Below are 14,887 nucleotides of genomic sequence, written 5' to 3'. Positions count from 1 at the left end.
CATAAGACGCATGGGCTTGTTCTCGATCTTTAGTAAAAACAAGCAAGACAGCACCGCCCAGGAGAGTGGCCGTTTTTCCCGTGACGATGACGGCTTCGGGCAGCAGGCACGGTCCAAGCGCGCGTCCTACGCCAACGAGGCGGGTGCCGGCGGCTCGCGCCGCAGCCGCAGCGGCGGCGACCCGATGCTGCCCGAGAAGAAGCGCGCGCGCCGCCGCCTGGTCGGCGCGGTCGCGCTGGCCCTGGCCGCCGCCGTCGGCCTGCCGATGCTGCTCGACTCCGAGCCGCGCCCGCTGGCCGGCGACATCGACATCCAGATCCCGTCGAAAGAGAAAGCCCCGGCGCTGCCGATGCCTGCCGCTCCCGTGGTGGCCGCGGCCGACAGCGTCGACCAGGACGAGGAGATCATCGCGCCGCCGCCGCTCGCTGCGTCGGCGCCCGCCGCTGCCGTCGCGCCACCGGCGAAGACCGCCGGCACCGCTGACCCTGCCGGCATGATGACCGACGAGGAGCCGCCGCGCCCGCAACCGGAAGTCAAGCGGAGCGCGCCGGAGCCGAAGCCCGTCGAGCGCAAGCCTGAACCGAAACACGAGCCCAAGCCCGAGCCCAAGCCCGAGCGCAGGGCCGCCGACAAAGCGCCCGAAAAGCCGGTCGAGAAGCCGGCGCCAAAGAAAGCCGAAGAAAAGCCGGCCGCGCCGCGCTCGACGGACGCCGAGGCGGCCCGTGCCTTGGCGCTGCTCGAAGGCAAGAGCGCCGCCAAGCCGGCCGAGAAGGCCGAAGCGGCCGAGAAGAAACCGGAAGCCGCCCAGCGCTATGTGGTGCAGGTGGCCGCGCTGGCGACCGAGGAAAAGGTCGCGGAGCTGCAGGCGCGCCTGCGCGGAGCGGGCGTGAGCTCGACCACGCGCAAGTCCGGCGCCTTGATCAAGGTGCAGGTGGGCCCCTTCGGCAGCCGCGAGGAAGCCGAGAAGATGCGCGCCAAGCTCGGCGGGCTGGGCATCGGCGGTTTCCTGGTGCCGGTATGATGCTCGCGGTCGAGGTGCGCGGTTGAGGCACGCGGTTGGGGCACCATGACGATTTTCGATTATCTGGTATTGTTCGTGCTGGTATCGTCGGTCGTGATCAGCACCCTGCGTGGCCTGGTCAAGGAAATCCTGTCGCTGCTGGGCTGGATCGTGGCCTTCGTCGTCGCCAATGCCTACGGCGCGCGCCTGGCGGTGTTGTTGCCGGACATGATTCCCGGCGAAACGGTACGGCTGATCGTCGCGTTCATCGCCTTGTTCCTCGGCGTGCGTATCCTGATGGGCCTGCTCTCGCTGGCGCTCGGCGCACTCATCGAGGCGTCCGGCCTGTCGCTGGCGGACCGCGGCCTGGGCGGCCTGTTCGGCCTGGCGCGCGGGATTGTGATCGTCCTTGCTGCCGTCATATTGTGTTCCATGACCGCTATTCCCCAACAAGCATTCTGGAAAGACGCGCTGCTGTCCCCGCTGGCCGAGGCCGGAGCGCGCACCGTCAAACCCTTCCTTCCTGTGGCCTTCGCCCAGCATGTAAAGTTTTGACGTTCTTGTTTTGACATTCGGTTTTGAAGTCTCGGTTTCTACGTTTTGTAACGGCATTCTGTTCTTAGGAGCGCACCATGTGTGGCATCGTCGGCGTCGTCTCGCAAACTCCCGTCAACCAGCTGTTGTATGACGCATTGCTGCTGTTGCAGCACCGCGGCCAGGACGCGGCGGGGATTGCAACCAATCACAGCAGCATGTTTTCCATGTACAAGGCCAACGGCCTCGTGCGCGACGTGTTCCGCACTCGCAACATGCGTTCGCTCCAGGGCAATACCGGCATTGGCCACTGCCGCTACCCGACCGCCGGCTCGTCGAGCGAGGAAGAGGCCCAGCCGTTCTATGTCAACGCGCCGTTCGGCATCACCCTGGCCCACAACGGTAACCTGACCAACCAGGCGGAATTGAAGGAGGCGCTGTTCCGTAACGACCGCCGCCACATCAATACCAATTCCGATTCGGAAGTGCTGCTCAACGTGCTCGCGCACGAAATCCAGGAAGCGGCGAACGGCTACTCGCTCGACGCCGAGGCTGTCTTCAAGGCGGTCGGTGTCGTGCACCGCCGCGTGCGCGGCGCCTACGCCGTGGTCGCGCAGATCGCCGGCCACGGCATGCTCGCCTTCCGCGACCCCTACGGCATCCGTCCGCTGTGCCTGGGCATGAACGAAGGCGAGAACGGCGTCGAATACATGGTCGCCAGCGAATCGGTGGCGCTCGAGGGCATCGGTTTCCGCTTCGTGCGCGACATCGCGCCGGGCGAAGCCGTGTTCATCGGCGAGGATGGCCGGATCCACGAGCGCCAGTGCGCCGAGAATCCGACGCTCAACCCCTGCGCCTTCGAGTATGTCTACCTGGCGCGCCCGGATTCCGTGATCGACGGCGCCTCCGTGTACGCCACGCGCCTCAAAATGGGCGAATACCTGGCCGACAAGATCCGCAAGGAGATCCCGGTCGAGGACATCGACGTGGTCATGCCGATTCCCGATTCCTCGCGCCCGGCCGCGATCCAGCTGGCCCTGAAACTCGGCGTCGAGTACCGCGAAGGCTTCATCAAGAACCGCTACATCGGCCGCACCTTCATCATGCCGGGGCAGGGCATGCGCAAGAAGTCGGTGCGCCAGAAGCTCAACGCGATCGGTTCCGAGTTCAAGGGCAAGAACGTGCTGCTGGTCGACGACTCGATCGTGCGCGGCACCACCAGCCGCGAAATCGTCCAGATGGCGCGCGAAGCGGGCGCCCGCAAAGTGTTCTTTGCTTCGGCCGCGCCGCCGGTGCTGTTCCCGAACGTGTACGGCATCGACATGCCGACCCGCGACGAGCTGATCGCGTACGGCCGCACGGTCGAGGAAGTGTGCGCCGAGATCACGGCCGACCGCCTGGTCTACCAGGACATCGAGGCGCTCAAGCGCTCGATCTCGGACGTCAACCCGGCGCTGACCAATTTCGAGGCCTCGTGCTTCGACGGCGTGTACGTGACGGGCGACGTGACGCCTGCCTACCTCGACAACCTGGAAACGGCGCGCCATAACGGCGGCAAGCCGGCGCCGGCGGAAGACGCCGTGCGTACCCAGCTGAACCTGAATCCTCCGGTCGCGGCCGAGTAACATTTTCGAGTACCATTTTTCTGGACGGCATCATGAGCGAACAGAAGCAGTACGGCTTTACCACGACGATCCTGCACAACGACCGCCGCAAGGCGATCGAGCAGGGCTCGCTGCACAAGCCGATCCACACCTCGGTCGCCTTTGGCTACGGCGACGCGCGCCAGCTCGCCTCCGTGTTCCAGGGTAAGGAACCGGGCTTCCGCTATGGCCGCCAGGGCAATCCGACCGTGGCGGCGCTGGAAGACAAGATCACGAAGATGGAAGACGGCGTTGCCAGCCTGTGCTTCGGCACCGGCATGGCGGCCATCGGCGCGCTGTTCCAGGCGCTGCTGCGCGCGGGCGACCATATGGTCTCCTCGAGCTTCCTGTTCGGCAATACCAACAGCCTGTGGCAGACGGTCGCCGGGCAGGGTGTCGGCGTCGATTTCGTCGACGCCACCGACGTCGCGAACGTGGAAGCGGCCTTGCGTCCGGAGACCCGCCTGGTGTTCGTCGAGACCGTCGCCAATCCGCGCACGCAAGTGGCGGACCTGGCCCGCATCGGCGCGCTGTGCCGCGAACGCGGCATCCTGTACGTGGTCGACAACACGATGACGACCCCGTACCTGTTCCGCCCGAAGGCGGTCGGCGCCGGCCTGGTGGTCAATTCGCTGACCAAATCGATCGGCGGGCACGGCATCGCGCTGGGCGGCGCCCTGACCGATACCGGGCTGTTCGACTGGAGCGCCTATCCGAACATCGCCGCCAACTTCCGCAAGCAGCCGGCCCAAGCCCAGGGCATGGCGCAACTGCGCGCGAAAGCGCTGCGCGACTTCGGCGCCGCCCTCGGCCCGGAAGCGGCGCACCACATTGCGGTGGGCGCGGAAACGCTGGCCCTGCGCATGGAGCGCACCTGCGCCACTGCGCTGGCGCTGGCGCAGATGCTCGAGCTTGATGAGCGGGTCGCCGCCGTCCACTATCCCGGGCTGGCATCGCACCCGCAGCACGGCATCGTGTCGGAACTGTTCCGCGCCGGCGGTTCGCTCCTGAGCTTCGAACTGAAAGACGGGATCGACTGCTTCGATTACCTGAACCGCCTCAAGCTCGCCATCCCGGCCAGCAACCTGGGCGATACCCGCACCCTGGTCATCCCGGTCGCGCACACGATCTTCTTCGAGATGGGGGCCGAGCGCCGTGCCAGCATGGGCATCGCCGAGTCGCTGATCCGGGTATCGGTCGGTATCGAAGACACGGACGATTTGCTGGAAGACTTCGCCAGGGCGCTCTCCACCCAATTCGGGTAACCAATAATCTGTTGCCAAGCATAACCTCCTAGTCTAGTATTGTTAGCACTTCAATACGGAGGAAATATGAAACGGCTGCTTTGCGCGATGGTTTTTGGTTTATCCGGACTGGCAGTGGCAGGTGACTTGGAGGATGCTGATAAATTCCTCGCAGCAAAAGCTTACGACAAGGCACTCCCGCTCTATGCCAAACTTGCCCAAGCAGGCAATGTAGAAGCGCAGTTCCGGCTGGGCGAGATGTACTGGTACGGTGACGGTACTGCCGTAGACATGAAGTCGGCCACGGCCTGGATGCAGAAGGCGGCGGCCCGCGGGCATGGCGGCGCCGTCGAGTCGCTCGCGATTCTCAAGCAGCGCGAAGTGCGCGCCGCCGACATCGCCTACTGGACGAGCGGTTACAAGGGCGACGACCTGACGGCGGGCCGTTTCAATTGCACAGCGCCCCAGATCCCGGCCATGTCGAAGACGAACCAGGAGATCAAGAAAACCTCGGACGCGTATCTGGCGTGGCAGCAATGCTATAACGGTTTTGTCGCCAACATCAACGACGCCATGCCGCCGGGTAAGCGCATCCCGGCCGATGTCGCCAAACTGCTGACCCCGCGCGAAGCCGAGCAGGCGGTCGCCCACCTGACTGGCGTCTACGGAAAGACGATTGCACAGGCCGAGCAGGAGGCGCAGCAGATCACGGCCCAGCACGGGCGCTGGCACAGTGAGACGGAACGTGTGGTCCTTGCAGAGAACACGGCGCGCAGGCAGGAATATGACATGCGGACGCGGCGCATGCAGGAAAACGAAATCGAACGCCAGACCAAGTATCCGTCGATGACTCCGCAACCGGTGAGCCCGCCGCCGGCAACCGGACGCTAAATCGAAGACAGGAAAGTTGAGGTGGAGGGAGCATTCGCGGTACCATGTTCCTTTCCCTCACCTCGACCTCCATGAAGCGCCTCCTCTTCGCAACCAGCCTGCTGTTCTGTTCCGCGGCTTACGCCGATCCTTTGCTCGACGCGAACGCGTTGTTTGCGAAGAAATCCTATCCTGAAGCGCTACAGGCCTATACGAAGCTTGCCAACGCGGGCAATGTCGAGGCGCAGCAGCGCCTGGGCCAGATGTATTGGTATGGTGAGGCAGGAGCGGTCGACGAGGCCAAGGCCGAGGCCTGGTTCCGCAAGGCGGCAGCGAAGGGCAATGCGGTCGCGAGTGCATCGCTCGATATCATGGGGCAGCGCAAGGCCCGTCAGGCGGACATCGCCCACTGGGTCGAGGGTTACGAGGGGGAGGACTTGAAGGAGGGGCAATTCAACTGCCCGGCCCCGCGCATTCCCGCGATGTCGAAACAAACCGTCGACATCGAGCGCGTATCGGCCAGTATCGCAACCTGGCAGGCATGTTACAACGGCTATGTGACCAACCTGAACGCGTCCATGCCCTTGGTGCAGCGGATCCCGGCCGATATCGTCAAGCTGCTGAACGCCGCCGAAACAGAGCGTGCCAACAAGCGGCTCGCGGTCATCGGCGAGAACCTGTCGGAAGAAGCGCGTGTCACTTCAAAACTGGTGCTGGCCGACGTCGCTGCGTGGCGTAGTGCGACCGAAGCATATGTCGCCGAGCATAACGCCATCGTCGGCGTCAAGCCATCGCAGGAGAGGGCGAGAGACATCGAGGCGCGCAAGAATAATTACGCGCCGGTGGGGAGGTAACGCAGGCCACGCGGCCGAGCTGGCAAAACGCCCGCGAACGCCGCCTTTGTCCTTGCCGGTCCAAGCCAGCGTCATGCCGGCGCAGTGCCAGCTTAGTGCCAGCTTAGTGCCAGCTGCGCATCAATCCGACCGCCAGGCCCTCGAGCGCGAACTCGTCGCCCGGTTCCACGCGAATGACCTTGAAGTCCGGATTTTCCGGCAGCAGTTCGATCAGTTCGCCGGTCTTGCGATAGCGCTTGACGGTGACGTCTTCGCCAATGCGGGCGACGACGATCTGGCCGTTCTTGGCGCTGTCGATCTTCTTCACGGCGAGGAAGTCGCCGTCCATGATGCCGGCGTCGCGCATCGACCAGCCGCGCACCTTCAGCAGGAAGTCGGGGCGGGCGCCGAACATGGCCGGATCGACGTTGTAGGTCGCTTCGACATGTTCCTGGGCCAGGATCGGCGAACCGGCAGCGACCCGGCCGACCAGGGGCAGCGACATCAGCAGGGCCGCGGGCACGTGCGGCACCGGTGCCGGCAGCGAAGCGCCGATCAGGCGGATGCCGCGCGAGGTGCCGGAGACGATTTCGATGGCGCCTTTGCGGGCCAGCGCCTGCAGGTGTTCCTCGGCGGCATTGGCCGACTTGAAGCCCAATTCCTTGGCGATCTCGGCGCGCGTGGGCGGGAAGCCGGTGTTGTCGATCGCTTCCTTGATCAGGTCAAGGATCTGTTGTTGCCTTGCAGTGAGCTTGAGCATGGATCTGCCACGGGTTAATGATTCAGACTGTATTTTTGTACAGTATTTCGGCAAAAGCAAGGGAAATCGCCGAAATTGTACGATTTCCCTGCGGGAAGCTGTGGCGGCGGGGCGACGCCCCTAGGCGATTGTGCTGGCGGTCGGATCACGTTATAATTGCCGGCTTTCCCTTCCCACACTCGTCTTGACGCCGAGGTGGGCATTTGTTTAAACGTCCTTAAGGAGTGTTGCATGCGTCATTATGAAATCGTTTTTATCGTCCACCCGGACCAAAGCGAGCAAGTCCCGGCGATGATCGAGCGTTACAAGGCCAGCGTCACCGCGCGCGGCGGTAACATCCATCGCGTGGAAGACTGGGGCCGTCGCCAGATGGCTTACCAGATCCAGAAGCTGCCGAAGGCACACTACATCTGCATGAACATCGAGTGCGACAACGAGACCCTGGTCGAGCTGGAAACCGCATTCAAGTTCAATGATGCCGTGCTGCGTCACCTGACCGTGAAGATGAAGAAGGCTGAAACCGCTCCGTCGCCAATGATGAAGTCGGTCCAGCGTGAAGACGCAGCCAAGAGCCACCGCGCAGAAGCCCCGGCTGCTGCTGCAGCCCCGGCCCCAGCTGCTGCCTAAATTCTTCTGCCAGGAATCGTGAACAGGAAGTGAACCAGTTACAAGTCGTCGCAACGATTGCTGAACGCGACGTACTGCGCTACACCCCCGCCGGCGTGCCGGTCGTCTCGGCAATCTTGCTGCACAGTTCGCAGCAGGTCGAGGCAGGAATAGCGAGACTGGTCGAGTTCGAAATTGCCGCGTTCGCCGCGGGAGAAATTTCGGGCCGCTTCGCCAGTGCCGAACTCGGCGCGGCGCACCAGTTCACGGGATTCTTGGCCAGGAAGAACCGCAACAGCAAAGCCCTGGTGTTTCACATCATTGATTTCAGTGCCGCCGCTTAAAGAAGAGTTAGCGGCCCACCTTTTAGATACAGGAGCCTCAAATGGCATTCGGTAAAAAGTTCGACAAAAACAAAGCCAAAGAAAAACTGAAGCGCAAACAGCAGAACCCGCTGTTCAAGCGCAAGAAGTTCTGCCGCTTCACCGCTGCAAACGTGGAACAGGTTGACTACAAAGACGTCGACACCCTGAAGGACTTCGTCCAGGAAAACGGCAAGATCATGCCGGCACGCCTGACCGGTACCAAGGCGCACTACCAGCGCCAGGTCGACACCGCGATCAAGCGCGCACGCTACCTCGCGCTGCTGCCGTACACCGACCTGCACAACGCCTAATCAGCGCCGTACAGTCCGAATTTTCTGGAGAAAAATATGCAAGTTATCCTTTTGGAAAAAGTTGTTAACGTCGGCAACCTGGGCGACGTGGTCAAGGTCAAGGACGGTTACGCACGTAACTTCCTGATCCCGCAAAAGATGGCCCGCCGCGCCACCCAGGCCGCTGTGGCCGAGTTCGAAGTCAAGCGCGCCGAGCTGGAAAAGGCAGCCGCCGAAAAGCTGGCCGCTTCGCAAGCCCAAGGCGACAAGCTGGGCGGCATGACCATCACCATCGCCCAGAAGGCCGGCGTTGACGGTCGCCTGTTCGGTTCGGTCACCAACTTCGACATCGCCGAAGCCCTGACCAAGCAAGGTTTCGCAGTCGAAAAGGCGCAAGTTCGCCTGCCGACCGGCCCGCTGAAGACCACCGGCGAGCATCCAGTCGCTGTCGCTCTGCACACCGACGTCGTGGCTGAAATCACCATCGCCGTCGTTGGCGAAGCTGCTTGATAAGCAACTTAGTACGCACAAAAACACGCTCGTCAAGAGCTGTTGTTTAAACGAAAAAGCCGGGTTCGCCCGGCTTTTTTTATTGGCAGAAACTCCCCAATTATTTCAGCCGCGTGAGCGGAAAGGTTATAATGCCCGCCATGAATAACCCCGCAGATCCGCAAATCGAATCGCTGCGCATTCCCCCGCATTCCATCGAAGCAGAGCAGTCCGTCATCGGCGGCCTCCTGCGCGACAATGCGGCGTGGGACCGTATTGCCGACTTCATGCACGCGGACGATTTCTACCGCTACGACCACCGCATCATCTTCGAACAGATGGTGCGCCTGATTAACAGCGGCAAGCCGGCCGACGTGATCACCGTCTACGAAGCCATGGTGTCCCTCGGCAAGGCCGAGGACGTGGGCGGGCTCCAGTACCTGAACGCGATGGCGCAGAACACGCCGTCCGCCGCCAACATCCGCCGCTACGCCGAAATCGTGCGCGACCGCGGCATCCTGCGCAAGCTGATTACCGTTGCCGACGAGATCTCGGGCAACGCGTTCAATCCGCAGGGCAAGGAAGTCAAGCAGATGCTGGACGAGGCCGAATCCAAGATCTTCGCGATTGCCGAGTCCGGCGCGCGTGGCGCCCAGGGCTGGAATCCGATCCAGCCGCTGCTCACCCAGGTGGTCGAGCGCATCGACGAGCTGTACTCGCGCGAGAACCAGGGCGAAATCACGGGCGTGCCGACCGGTTTCATCGACCTCGACCGCATGACCTCCGGCCTGCAGCCGGGCGACCTGGTGATCGTCGCCGGCCGTCCGTCGATGGGCAAGACCGCGTTCTCGGTCAACATCGGCGAGAACGTCGCGATCGAAGCGGGCCTGCCGGTGGCCGTGTTCTCGATGGAGATGGGCGGCGCCCAGCTGGCCATGCGTATGCTCGGCTCGGTCGGCCAGCTCGACCAGCACCGCCTGCGTACCGGCCGCCTGAACGACGAGGACTGGCCGCGCCTGACGCACGCCATCCAGAAGATGAACGACGCCCAGCTCTATATCGACGAGACGCCGGCACTGAACCCGATCGAGATGCGCGCACGCGCGCGCCGCCTGGCCCGCCAATGTGGCAAGCTCGGCCTTATCATCGTCGACTACCTGCAGCTGATGCAGGGTAGCCAGCCGGGCGACAACCGCGCCGCCGAGATCTCCGAGATCTCGCGTTCGCTGAAAGGCCTTGCAAAGGAATTGCATTGCCCGGTGATCGCGCTGTCGCAGCTGAACCGCTCGCTGGAACAACGCCCGAACAAGCGTCCCGTCATGTCCGACCTGCGCGAATCGGGCGCAATCGAGCAGGATGCGGACGTGATCATCTTCCTGTATCGCGACGAGGTCTACAACCCCGACTCGCCCGATAAAGGTACCGCCGAAATCATCATCGGCAAGCAACGTAATGGTCCGATCGGCGCGATCCGCCTGACCTGGATCGGCCAGTACACCAAGTTTGGCAACTACAGCGGTAACCTCGCCGTCTACCAGGGCGACTAAGCCGATATTGTGCAACTGGGGTCCGGCACGCACGGCGAGCCGGACCTGCAGGGCACCTTTGCATTCCAAGAGTTTTACAACGGAGAACCTTTAATGTTTGGACGCCTGATGCCCACCGAGGGCAAGTTTTTTGACCTGTTTAACCAGCACGCTGCGCTGTGCGTGAAGGGCGCGCAGGAGATGGTCGGCCTGATGACCAACTTCGACGACCTCGAAACCCGCACGCATGCCGTGGAGACCATCGAGAAGCAGGCGGACAAGGTTACCTACGCTTGTGTCGAAATGCTCCACAAGACCTTCATCACCCCGATCGACCGCGACGACATCCACAAGCTCATCACGCGCATGGATGACATCCTCGACATGATGGAAGACGCGGCCCAGACCATCTCCCTGTACGACCTGCACGCCGTCACCCCGGAAGCGAAGCGCCTGGCCGAGCTGTGCCTGGCCTGCTGCGAGCGCGTCCAGGCCGCCGTCGGCCTGCTGCACGACATGGGCAACGCCCAGAAGATCGTCGCCATCTGCGAAGAGATCGACCGCCTCGAGTCGGACGCCGACCACGTGATGCGCGCCGCCATGAGCAAACTGTTCCGCGATGAGCCGGACGTGCGCAACCTGATCAAGATGAAGGCGATCTACGAGATCCTCGAGACCGTCACCGACCGCTGCGAAGACGTGGCCAACATCATCGAAGGCATCATCGTCGAGAACGCGTAAGCGCACCCAGAACAAGAATAATCATGGAACATATAACGATCAGCATTTACGTGCTGGGTGGACTGGTGCTGCTCGCACTGGTGTTCGACTTCATGAACGGCTTCCACGACTCGGCGAACTCGATCGCCACCGTGGTATCGACCGGCGTGCTGAAACCGCAGAGCGCGGTGGCGATGGCGGCCTTCTTCAACTTCATCGCGATCTTCGTGGTCAACATGAAGGTGGCGCAAACCATCGGCAAGGGCACCATCGACCCCCATGTGGTCGACCATTACGTCATCTTCGGCGCCCTCGTCGGCGCCATCTCCTGGAACATCATCACCTGGTATTACGGCATTCCATCCTCGTCCTCGCACGCCCTGATCGGCGGCCTGGTGGGCGCGGCCGTGGCCAAGGCCGGTACCGGTTCGCTCGTTTCGGGCGGCCTCATCAAGACCGTGGCCTTCATCGTCGTGGCGCCGCTGCTGGGCTTCGTATTGGGGTCGATCATCATGCTCATTGTGTCGTGGCTATTTGTGAAGTCCACGCCGCGCAAGGTCGATACCTGGTTCCGCCGGCTGCAGCTTGCTTCGGCCGCCGCGTATTCGCTCGGCCACGGCGGCAACGATGCCCAAAAGACGATGGGCATCATCTGGATGCTGCTGATCGCGGCCGGTTATGTCAGCGCCTCCGATGCGTATCCGCCGGCCTGGGTCATCATCTCCTGCTACGCTGCAATCGCCTTCGGCACCTTGTTCGGTGGCTGGCGCATCGTCAAGACCATGGGCCAGAAGATCACCAAGCTCAAACCGGTCGGCGGCTTCTGTGCCGAAACGGGCGGCGCGATGACGCTGTTGATGTCGAGCTTCTTCGGCATCCCGGTCTCGACCACCCACACCATCACCGGCGCGATCGTCGGCGTCGGCGCTTCGCAGAAGGCCTCGGCCGTGCGCTGGGGCGTGGCCGGCAATATCGTGTGGGCCTGGGTCTTCACCATCCCGGCCTCGGCCTTCATGGCGGCGGTTGCCTGGTGGATCGGCACCAAGATCATGTAATTGCACCAGCTGCATGTGCTTCACGGAAAACCCGGCAATCGCCGGGTTTTTTTTATGCCTTATTTCGGCAACCGGGACGGCGCGTGCCCCGAGTTGGGGCGTGCCGCCGGCCGGTTTCTGCTACGCTTGGATCCTGTTTGCGGCGATCACGAGCTTGCAGGAGCAGGGATGCACCAGCGTACCGACAAGGCAATGTCAGGCGGAACCTCGACTGCTCCCGGGGCGATCGCCAGGCTGCGTCCTTTCCTGGATTTCCTGCGCCAGCGGCTGTCGCTGTTGTTGCTGTGGCCGGCGATCGCGGTGCTGGCCGGAATCGCCTTGTGGGCGATCGTGCTGGGCGGCCTCGAGGGCGACCTGCACCACCGGCAGGCCGAGTTGCGGCAGCACGTCGACGCCTATACGCGCAGCTACGCGATCCGCACCAACCGGTCGATCGGCGACACCGACCGCCTGCTGCTGTTGATGCGTCACGATTGGGACGTATCGGGCGCCCGTACCACGCTGGCAGGCACGGTCGAGGCAGGCATTTTTTCCAAGCTCTATATTGCCGGCGCGGCCATCGTCGATCGCAGCGGACATATCGTGACCAGCTCGCACCCGGCCGCGCTCGGGCGCTACCTGGGAGACGAGGATTATTTCGCCGAGCAGCAGCGCGCGCACGCCGACCGGCTGTACGTGAGCCGGCCCCATGAAGGCGAGGTGTCGAGGCGCGAGGTGATCGGTTTTTCGCGCCCGCTGCTCGGTCCGGGCGGGCGTTTCGAGGGCATCGTGGTGCTCTCGGTATTCCCGACTTTCTTTGCCCAGCATTACACCGAGCCGATCCTGGGCGAATATGGCTTTGCGGCCTTGACCGGGCCCGGCGGCGCGGTGCTGGCCAGCCGCCACGGAAACACCGTTCATTCGGCCAGTTCGCCTTTCCTGCTGGCGCCGATTCCCGCCGCCGGGCCGCAGGGCGTGGTGCGGCTCGACGGTGCGCGCTGGTTTGCCGACGGCCGCACCCGGGTGACCGGCTGGCAGCCGCTCCCCGCCCAGGGACTGACCGCCATCGTCGGCGTCGACGAGTACTCGGCCATGGCGGGCTACCGCCACGAGCGCGAGGCGGTGCTCGACGATGCCTGGCGCAACACTGCCTGGCTGACGCTGGCGGCGCTGCTGGCCACCAGCTTTTATGTGCACGCAAAGTGGAAGCAGCACCAGATCGAAACCATCCGCGCCACCTACCGCCTGGCGACCGAGGATGCGGGCGAAGGTTTTTTCATCAACCGTCCGCTGCGCGACCGCCACGGCGTGGTGCAGGATTTCGAGATCGTCGACTGCAACCAGTATGGGGCCGACATGTTCGGCAAGCATCCCGACCAGCTGATCGGGCATCGTCTCTCGGAGTTCTACCGGGGCCAGCTGTTCGACGCTGCGCGCGCGCGCCTGTGCGAGGCGCTCGAGACCGGCTTGCACGATAGCGAGGTCGAGGTCGGCGGGTCACCCGAGAGTTTGCTCAAGGCCCAGTGGATTCGTTACAAGGCCGTGCGCGCCGGCGGCGACCTGGCCGTCACGGTGCGCGACATCAGCGAGACCAAGGCCCATCTGCACGAGCTCGAGCGCCGGAGCAATTCTGACGAACTGACCGGCTTGCCGAACCGCTACTGGATCCAGCATCACCTGCCGCAGGCGATCGAGGCGGCGCGCGCCGGCGCGCATGGACTGGCGGTGCTGTTCATCGACCTCGACGGCTTCAAGACCGTCAACGACGCACTCGGACACGCGGCCGGGGACGAATTGCTGCGCACCGTCAGCAAGCGGCTGCGGATCGCGGTCCGTCCGCGCGACCATGTGGTGCGCCTCGGCGGCGACGAATTCGTCGTGGTGCTGGAACACGTCAAGGGTCCCGAGGACGTCGAACACGTCGCCGGCCGCGTGCTCGGCGCCTTCCGCGACGGCTTCCATCTGCAGCAATCGACCCACGTGCTGGGCGCGTCGATCGGGATCAGCCTGTTCCCCGAGCATGGCGAGGATGCGCAGACGCTGCTCAAGAATGCGGACATTGCGATGTACTCGGTCAAGACCGAAGGGAAGGGCAGCTTCCGCTTCTTCCAGTCGCGCTTCTTCGAAGCGATCCGCACCCGGCTCGAGACCGAAATGGAACTGCGGCGCGCGCTCGACCAGCGCCAGTTCGTCGTGTACTACCAGCCGCGCGTGGACCTGGCCGCCGGCAAGACGTCCAGCATGGAGGCCCTGGTGCGCTGGGCACGCCCGGGCAAGGGACTGACCGGCCCCGACCGCTTCATTGCGCTGGCCGAAGAGACCGGCCTGATCGTGCAGCTGGGCGAACAGGTGATCGACAGCGTCTGCCGCCAGCTGGTCGAATGGGCGCGCGACGGCAAGCCGCTGGTGCCCGTATCGATCAACGTCTCGCCCTGCCAGTTCAGCCAGTCCGACATCCTGGCCGTGTTCCGCGACGTGATCGCGCGCTACGACATCGATCCGACGCTGCTCGAAATCGAGGTGACGGAGTCGTCGATGATGCAGGAGGGGATCGGCACCTCGGCCGTATTCCGCCAGTTGCGCGCGCTCGGCATCAAATTGTGCATCGACGACTTCGGCACCGGCTACTCCTCGCTGTCCCAGCTGCAGAAGCTCCATTTCGACGTGCTCAAGATCGACCGCGCCTTCGTGCTGCGGATCGAGCATCCCGATGGCGACACCCTGATCGCCTCGATGATCGCCATGGCGCACGCGCTCGGCATGCGCGTCGTCGCCGAGGGCGTCGAGAACCGCAAGCAGATGCTGCTGCTCAGGACGCTCGGCTGCGACGAAGGGCAGGGCTATTACTTCTCGCGCCCGGTGCCGCCGGGCCAGTCCCAGCCGCAGGGCAGCCGCGCCTTCCAGCCGGCGATCGTGCCCAAGTCATGACGTAGACATAAAAAAACCTGCGGGCCTTGCGGCGCGCAGGTTGTT

Annotated in this window: 15 protein-coding genes; 14 read left to right on the top strand and 1 reads right to left on the bottom strand. The window is 63.6% G+C overall.

All coding sequences use genetic code 11. The features are described from left to right. Positions 1-10 precede the first annotated feature (10 nt). The 6 genes from ACFPAH_RS03920 to ACFPAH_RS03895 all read left to right on the top strand — a co-directional run bounded on the left by ACFPAH_RS03920 (position 11) and on the right by ACFPAH_RS03895 (position 6,145). Positions 11-1,021 carry an SPOR domain-containing protein gene (locus tag ACFPAH_RS03920; RefSeq protein ID WP_379740944.1) on the top strand — a complete coding sequence of 337 codons (1,011 nt, stop codon included), beginning with the start codon at positions 11-13 and terminating at the stop codon, positions 1,019-1,021. A gap of 45 nt (positions 1,022-1,066) precedes the next feature. Next, positions 1,067-1,555, top strand: coding sequence for a CvpA family protein (locus tag ACFPAH_RS03915; protein WP_379740941.1), 489 nt, complete (start codon positions 1,067-1,069; stop codon positions 1,553-1,555). Between the two features lie 77 nt (positions 1,556-1,632). Beyond that, positions 1,633-3,159: an amidophosphoribosyltransferase gene (gene purF / locus ACFPAH_RS03910; protein WP_379740938.1), complete on the top strand. Its 1,527-nt coding sequence runs from the start codon at positions 1,633-1,635 to the stop codon at positions 3,157-3,159. A gap of 32 nt (positions 3,160-3,191) precedes the next feature. Then, positions 3,192-4,442, top strand: a complete 1,251-nt coding sequence (locus ACFPAH_RS03905; RefSeq protein ID WP_379740935.1) for a cystathionine gamma-synthase family protein — start codon at positions 3,192-3,194, stop codon at positions 4,440-4,442. Between the two features lie 66 nt (positions 4,443-4,508). Further along, positions 4,509-5,312, top strand: a complete 804-nt coding sequence (locus tag ACFPAH_RS03900) for a tetratricopeptide repeat protein (RefSeq protein ID WP_379740932.1) — start codon at positions 4,509-4,511, stop codon at positions 5,310-5,312. A 44-nt stretch (positions 5,313-5,356) separates the two neighbouring features. Then, positions 5,357-6,145, top strand: coding sequence for a tetratricopeptide repeat protein (locus ACFPAH_RS03895; protein ID WP_379740929.1), 789 nt, complete (start codon positions 5,357-5,359; stop codon positions 6,143-6,145). 103 nt (positions 6,146-6,248) lie between these two features. Here ACFPAH_RS03895 and lexA read toward each other — a convergent pair whose 3' ends face one another. Then, entirely contained in the window at positions 6,249-6,884 is a 636-nt protein-coding gene (lexA, locus tag ACFPAH_RS03890) for a transcriptional repressor LexA (RefSeq protein ID WP_379740926.1), read from the bottom strand. A gap of 231 nt (positions 6,885-7,115) precedes the next feature. Between lexA and rpsF the strand changes: the two genes are divergently transcribed. From rpsF to ACFPAH_RS03850, 8 genes are all read left to right on the top strand, one after another. Further along, positions 7,116-7,511 carry a 30S ribosomal protein S6 gene (gene rpsF / locus ACFPAH_RS03885; protein ID WP_193684867.1) on the top strand — a complete coding sequence of 132 codons (396 nt, stop codon included), beginning with the start codon at positions 7,116-7,118 and terminating at the stop codon, positions 7,509-7,511. 29 nt (positions 7,512-7,540) lie between these two features. Continuing rightward, positions 7,541-7,834 carry a primosomal replication protein N gene (gene priB / locus ACFPAH_RS03880; RefSeq protein WP_379740923.1) on the top strand — a complete coding sequence of 98 codons (294 nt, stop codon included), beginning with the start codon at positions 7,541-7,543 and terminating at the stop codon, positions 7,832-7,834. A gap of 41 nt (positions 7,835-7,875) precedes the next feature. Then, positions 7,876-8,166, top strand: coding sequence for a 30S ribosomal protein S18 (gene rpsR / locus ACFPAH_RS03875; protein WP_056332995.1), 291 nt, complete (start codon positions 7,876-7,878; stop codon positions 8,164-8,166). A 36-nt stretch (positions 8,167-8,202) separates the two neighbouring features. Beyond that, positions 8,203-8,655 carry a 50S ribosomal protein L9 gene (gene rplI / locus ACFPAH_RS03870; protein ID WP_379740920.1) on the top strand — a complete coding sequence of 151 codons (453 nt, stop codon included), beginning with the start codon at positions 8,203-8,205 and terminating at the stop codon, positions 8,653-8,655. Between the two features lie 140 nt (positions 8,656-8,795). Continuing rightward, the gene (locus ACFPAH_RS03865) at positions 8,796-10,181 is read left to right on the top strand and encodes a replicative DNA helicase (RefSeq protein WP_379740917.1); all 1,386 of its coding nucleotides are present in this window, start codon (positions 8,796-8,798) and stop codon (positions 10,179-10,181) included. Between the two features lie 93 nt (positions 10,182-10,274). Then, positions 10,275-10,901: a DUF47 domain-containing protein gene (locus ACFPAH_RS03860; RefSeq protein WP_379740914.1), complete on the top strand. Its 627-nt coding sequence runs from the start codon at positions 10,275-10,277 to the stop codon at positions 10,899-10,901. A 23-nt stretch (positions 10,902-10,924) separates the two neighbouring features. Continuing rightward, the gene (locus ACFPAH_RS03855) at positions 10,925-11,935 is read left to right on the top strand and encodes an inorganic phosphate transporter (RefSeq protein WP_379740911.1); all 1,011 of its coding nucleotides are present in this window, start codon (positions 10,925-10,927) and stop codon (positions 11,933-11,935) included. Positions 11,936-12,103: 168 nt separating this feature from the next. After that, positions 12,104-14,842: an EAL domain-containing protein gene (locus tag ACFPAH_RS03850; protein ID WP_379740908.1), complete on the top strand. Its 2,739-nt coding sequence runs from the start codon at positions 12,104-12,106 to the stop codon at positions 14,840-14,842. Positions 14,843-14,887: the final 45 nt, after the last annotated feature.

The organism is Massilia sp. GCM10023247 (assembly GCF_042653325.1).
Lineage (GTDB): Bacteria > Pseudomonadota > Gammaproteobacteria > Burkholderiales > Burkholderiaceae_D > Telluria.
The sequence above is the reverse complement of the archived record's forward strand: the minus strand, read 5'-3'. Positions and strand labels throughout refer to the sequence as shown.

What these genes read in the sequence shown, in the direction of transcription:
- ACFPAH_RS03865 (WP_379740917.1), top strand. Translation starts at nt 8,796, where the DNA reads ATGAATAACCCCGCAGATCCGCAAATCGAATCGCTGCGCATTCCCCCG.
- ACFPAH_RS03900 (WP_379740932.1), top strand. Translation starts at nt 4,509, where the DNA reads ATGAAACGGCTGCTTTGCGCGATGGTTTTTGGTTTATCCGGACTGGCA.
- rpsF (WP_193684867.1), top strand. Translation starts at nt 7,116, where the DNA reads ATGCGTCATTATGAAATCGTTTTTATCGTCCACCCGGACCAAAGCGAG.
- ACFPAH_RS03855 (WP_379740911.1), top strand. Translation starts at nt 10,925, where the DNA reads ATGGAACATATAACGATCAGCATTTACGTGCTGGGTGGACTGGTGCTG.
- ACFPAH_RS03915 (WP_379740941.1), top strand. Translation starts at nt 1,067, where the DNA reads ATGACGATTTTCGATTATCTGGTATTGTTCGTGCTGGTATCGTCGGTC.
- ACFPAH_RS03905 (WP_379740935.1), top strand. Translation starts at nt 3,192, where the DNA reads ATGAGCGAACAGAAGCAGTACGGCTTTACCACGACGATCCTGCACAAC.
- purF (WP_379740938.1), top strand. Translation starts at nt 1,633, where the DNA reads ATGTGTGGCATCGTCGGCGTCGTCTCGCAAACTCCCGTCAACCAGCTG.
- ACFPAH_RS03850 (WP_379740908.1), top strand. Translation starts at nt 12,104, where the DNA reads ATGCACCAGCGTACCGACAAGGCAATGTCAGGCGGAACCTCGACTGCT.
- ACFPAH_RS03860 (WP_379740914.1), top strand. Translation starts at nt 10,275, where the DNA reads ATGTTTGGACGCCTGATGCCCACCGAGGGCAAGTTTTTTGACCTGTTT.
- lexA (WP_379740926.1), bottom strand. Translation starts at nt 6,884, where the DNA reads ATGCTCAAGCTCACTGCAAGGCAACAACAGATCCTTGACCTGATCAAG.
- rplI (WP_379740920.1), top strand. Translation starts at nt 8,203, where the DNA reads ATGCAAGTTATCCTTTTGGAAAAAGTTGTTAACGTCGGCAACCTGGGC.
- ACFPAH_RS03920 (WP_379740944.1), top strand. Translation starts at nt 11, where the DNA reads ATGGGCTTGTTCTCGATCTTTAGTAAAAACAAGCAAGACAGCACCGCC.
- rpsR (WP_056332995.1), top strand. Translation starts at nt 7,876, where the DNA reads ATGGCATTCGGTAAAAAGTTCGACAAAAACAAAGCCAAAGAAAAACTG.
- ACFPAH_RS03895 (WP_379740929.1), top strand. Translation starts at nt 5,357, where the DNA reads ATGTTCCTTTCCCTCACCTCGACCTCCATGAAGCGCCTCCTCTTCGCA.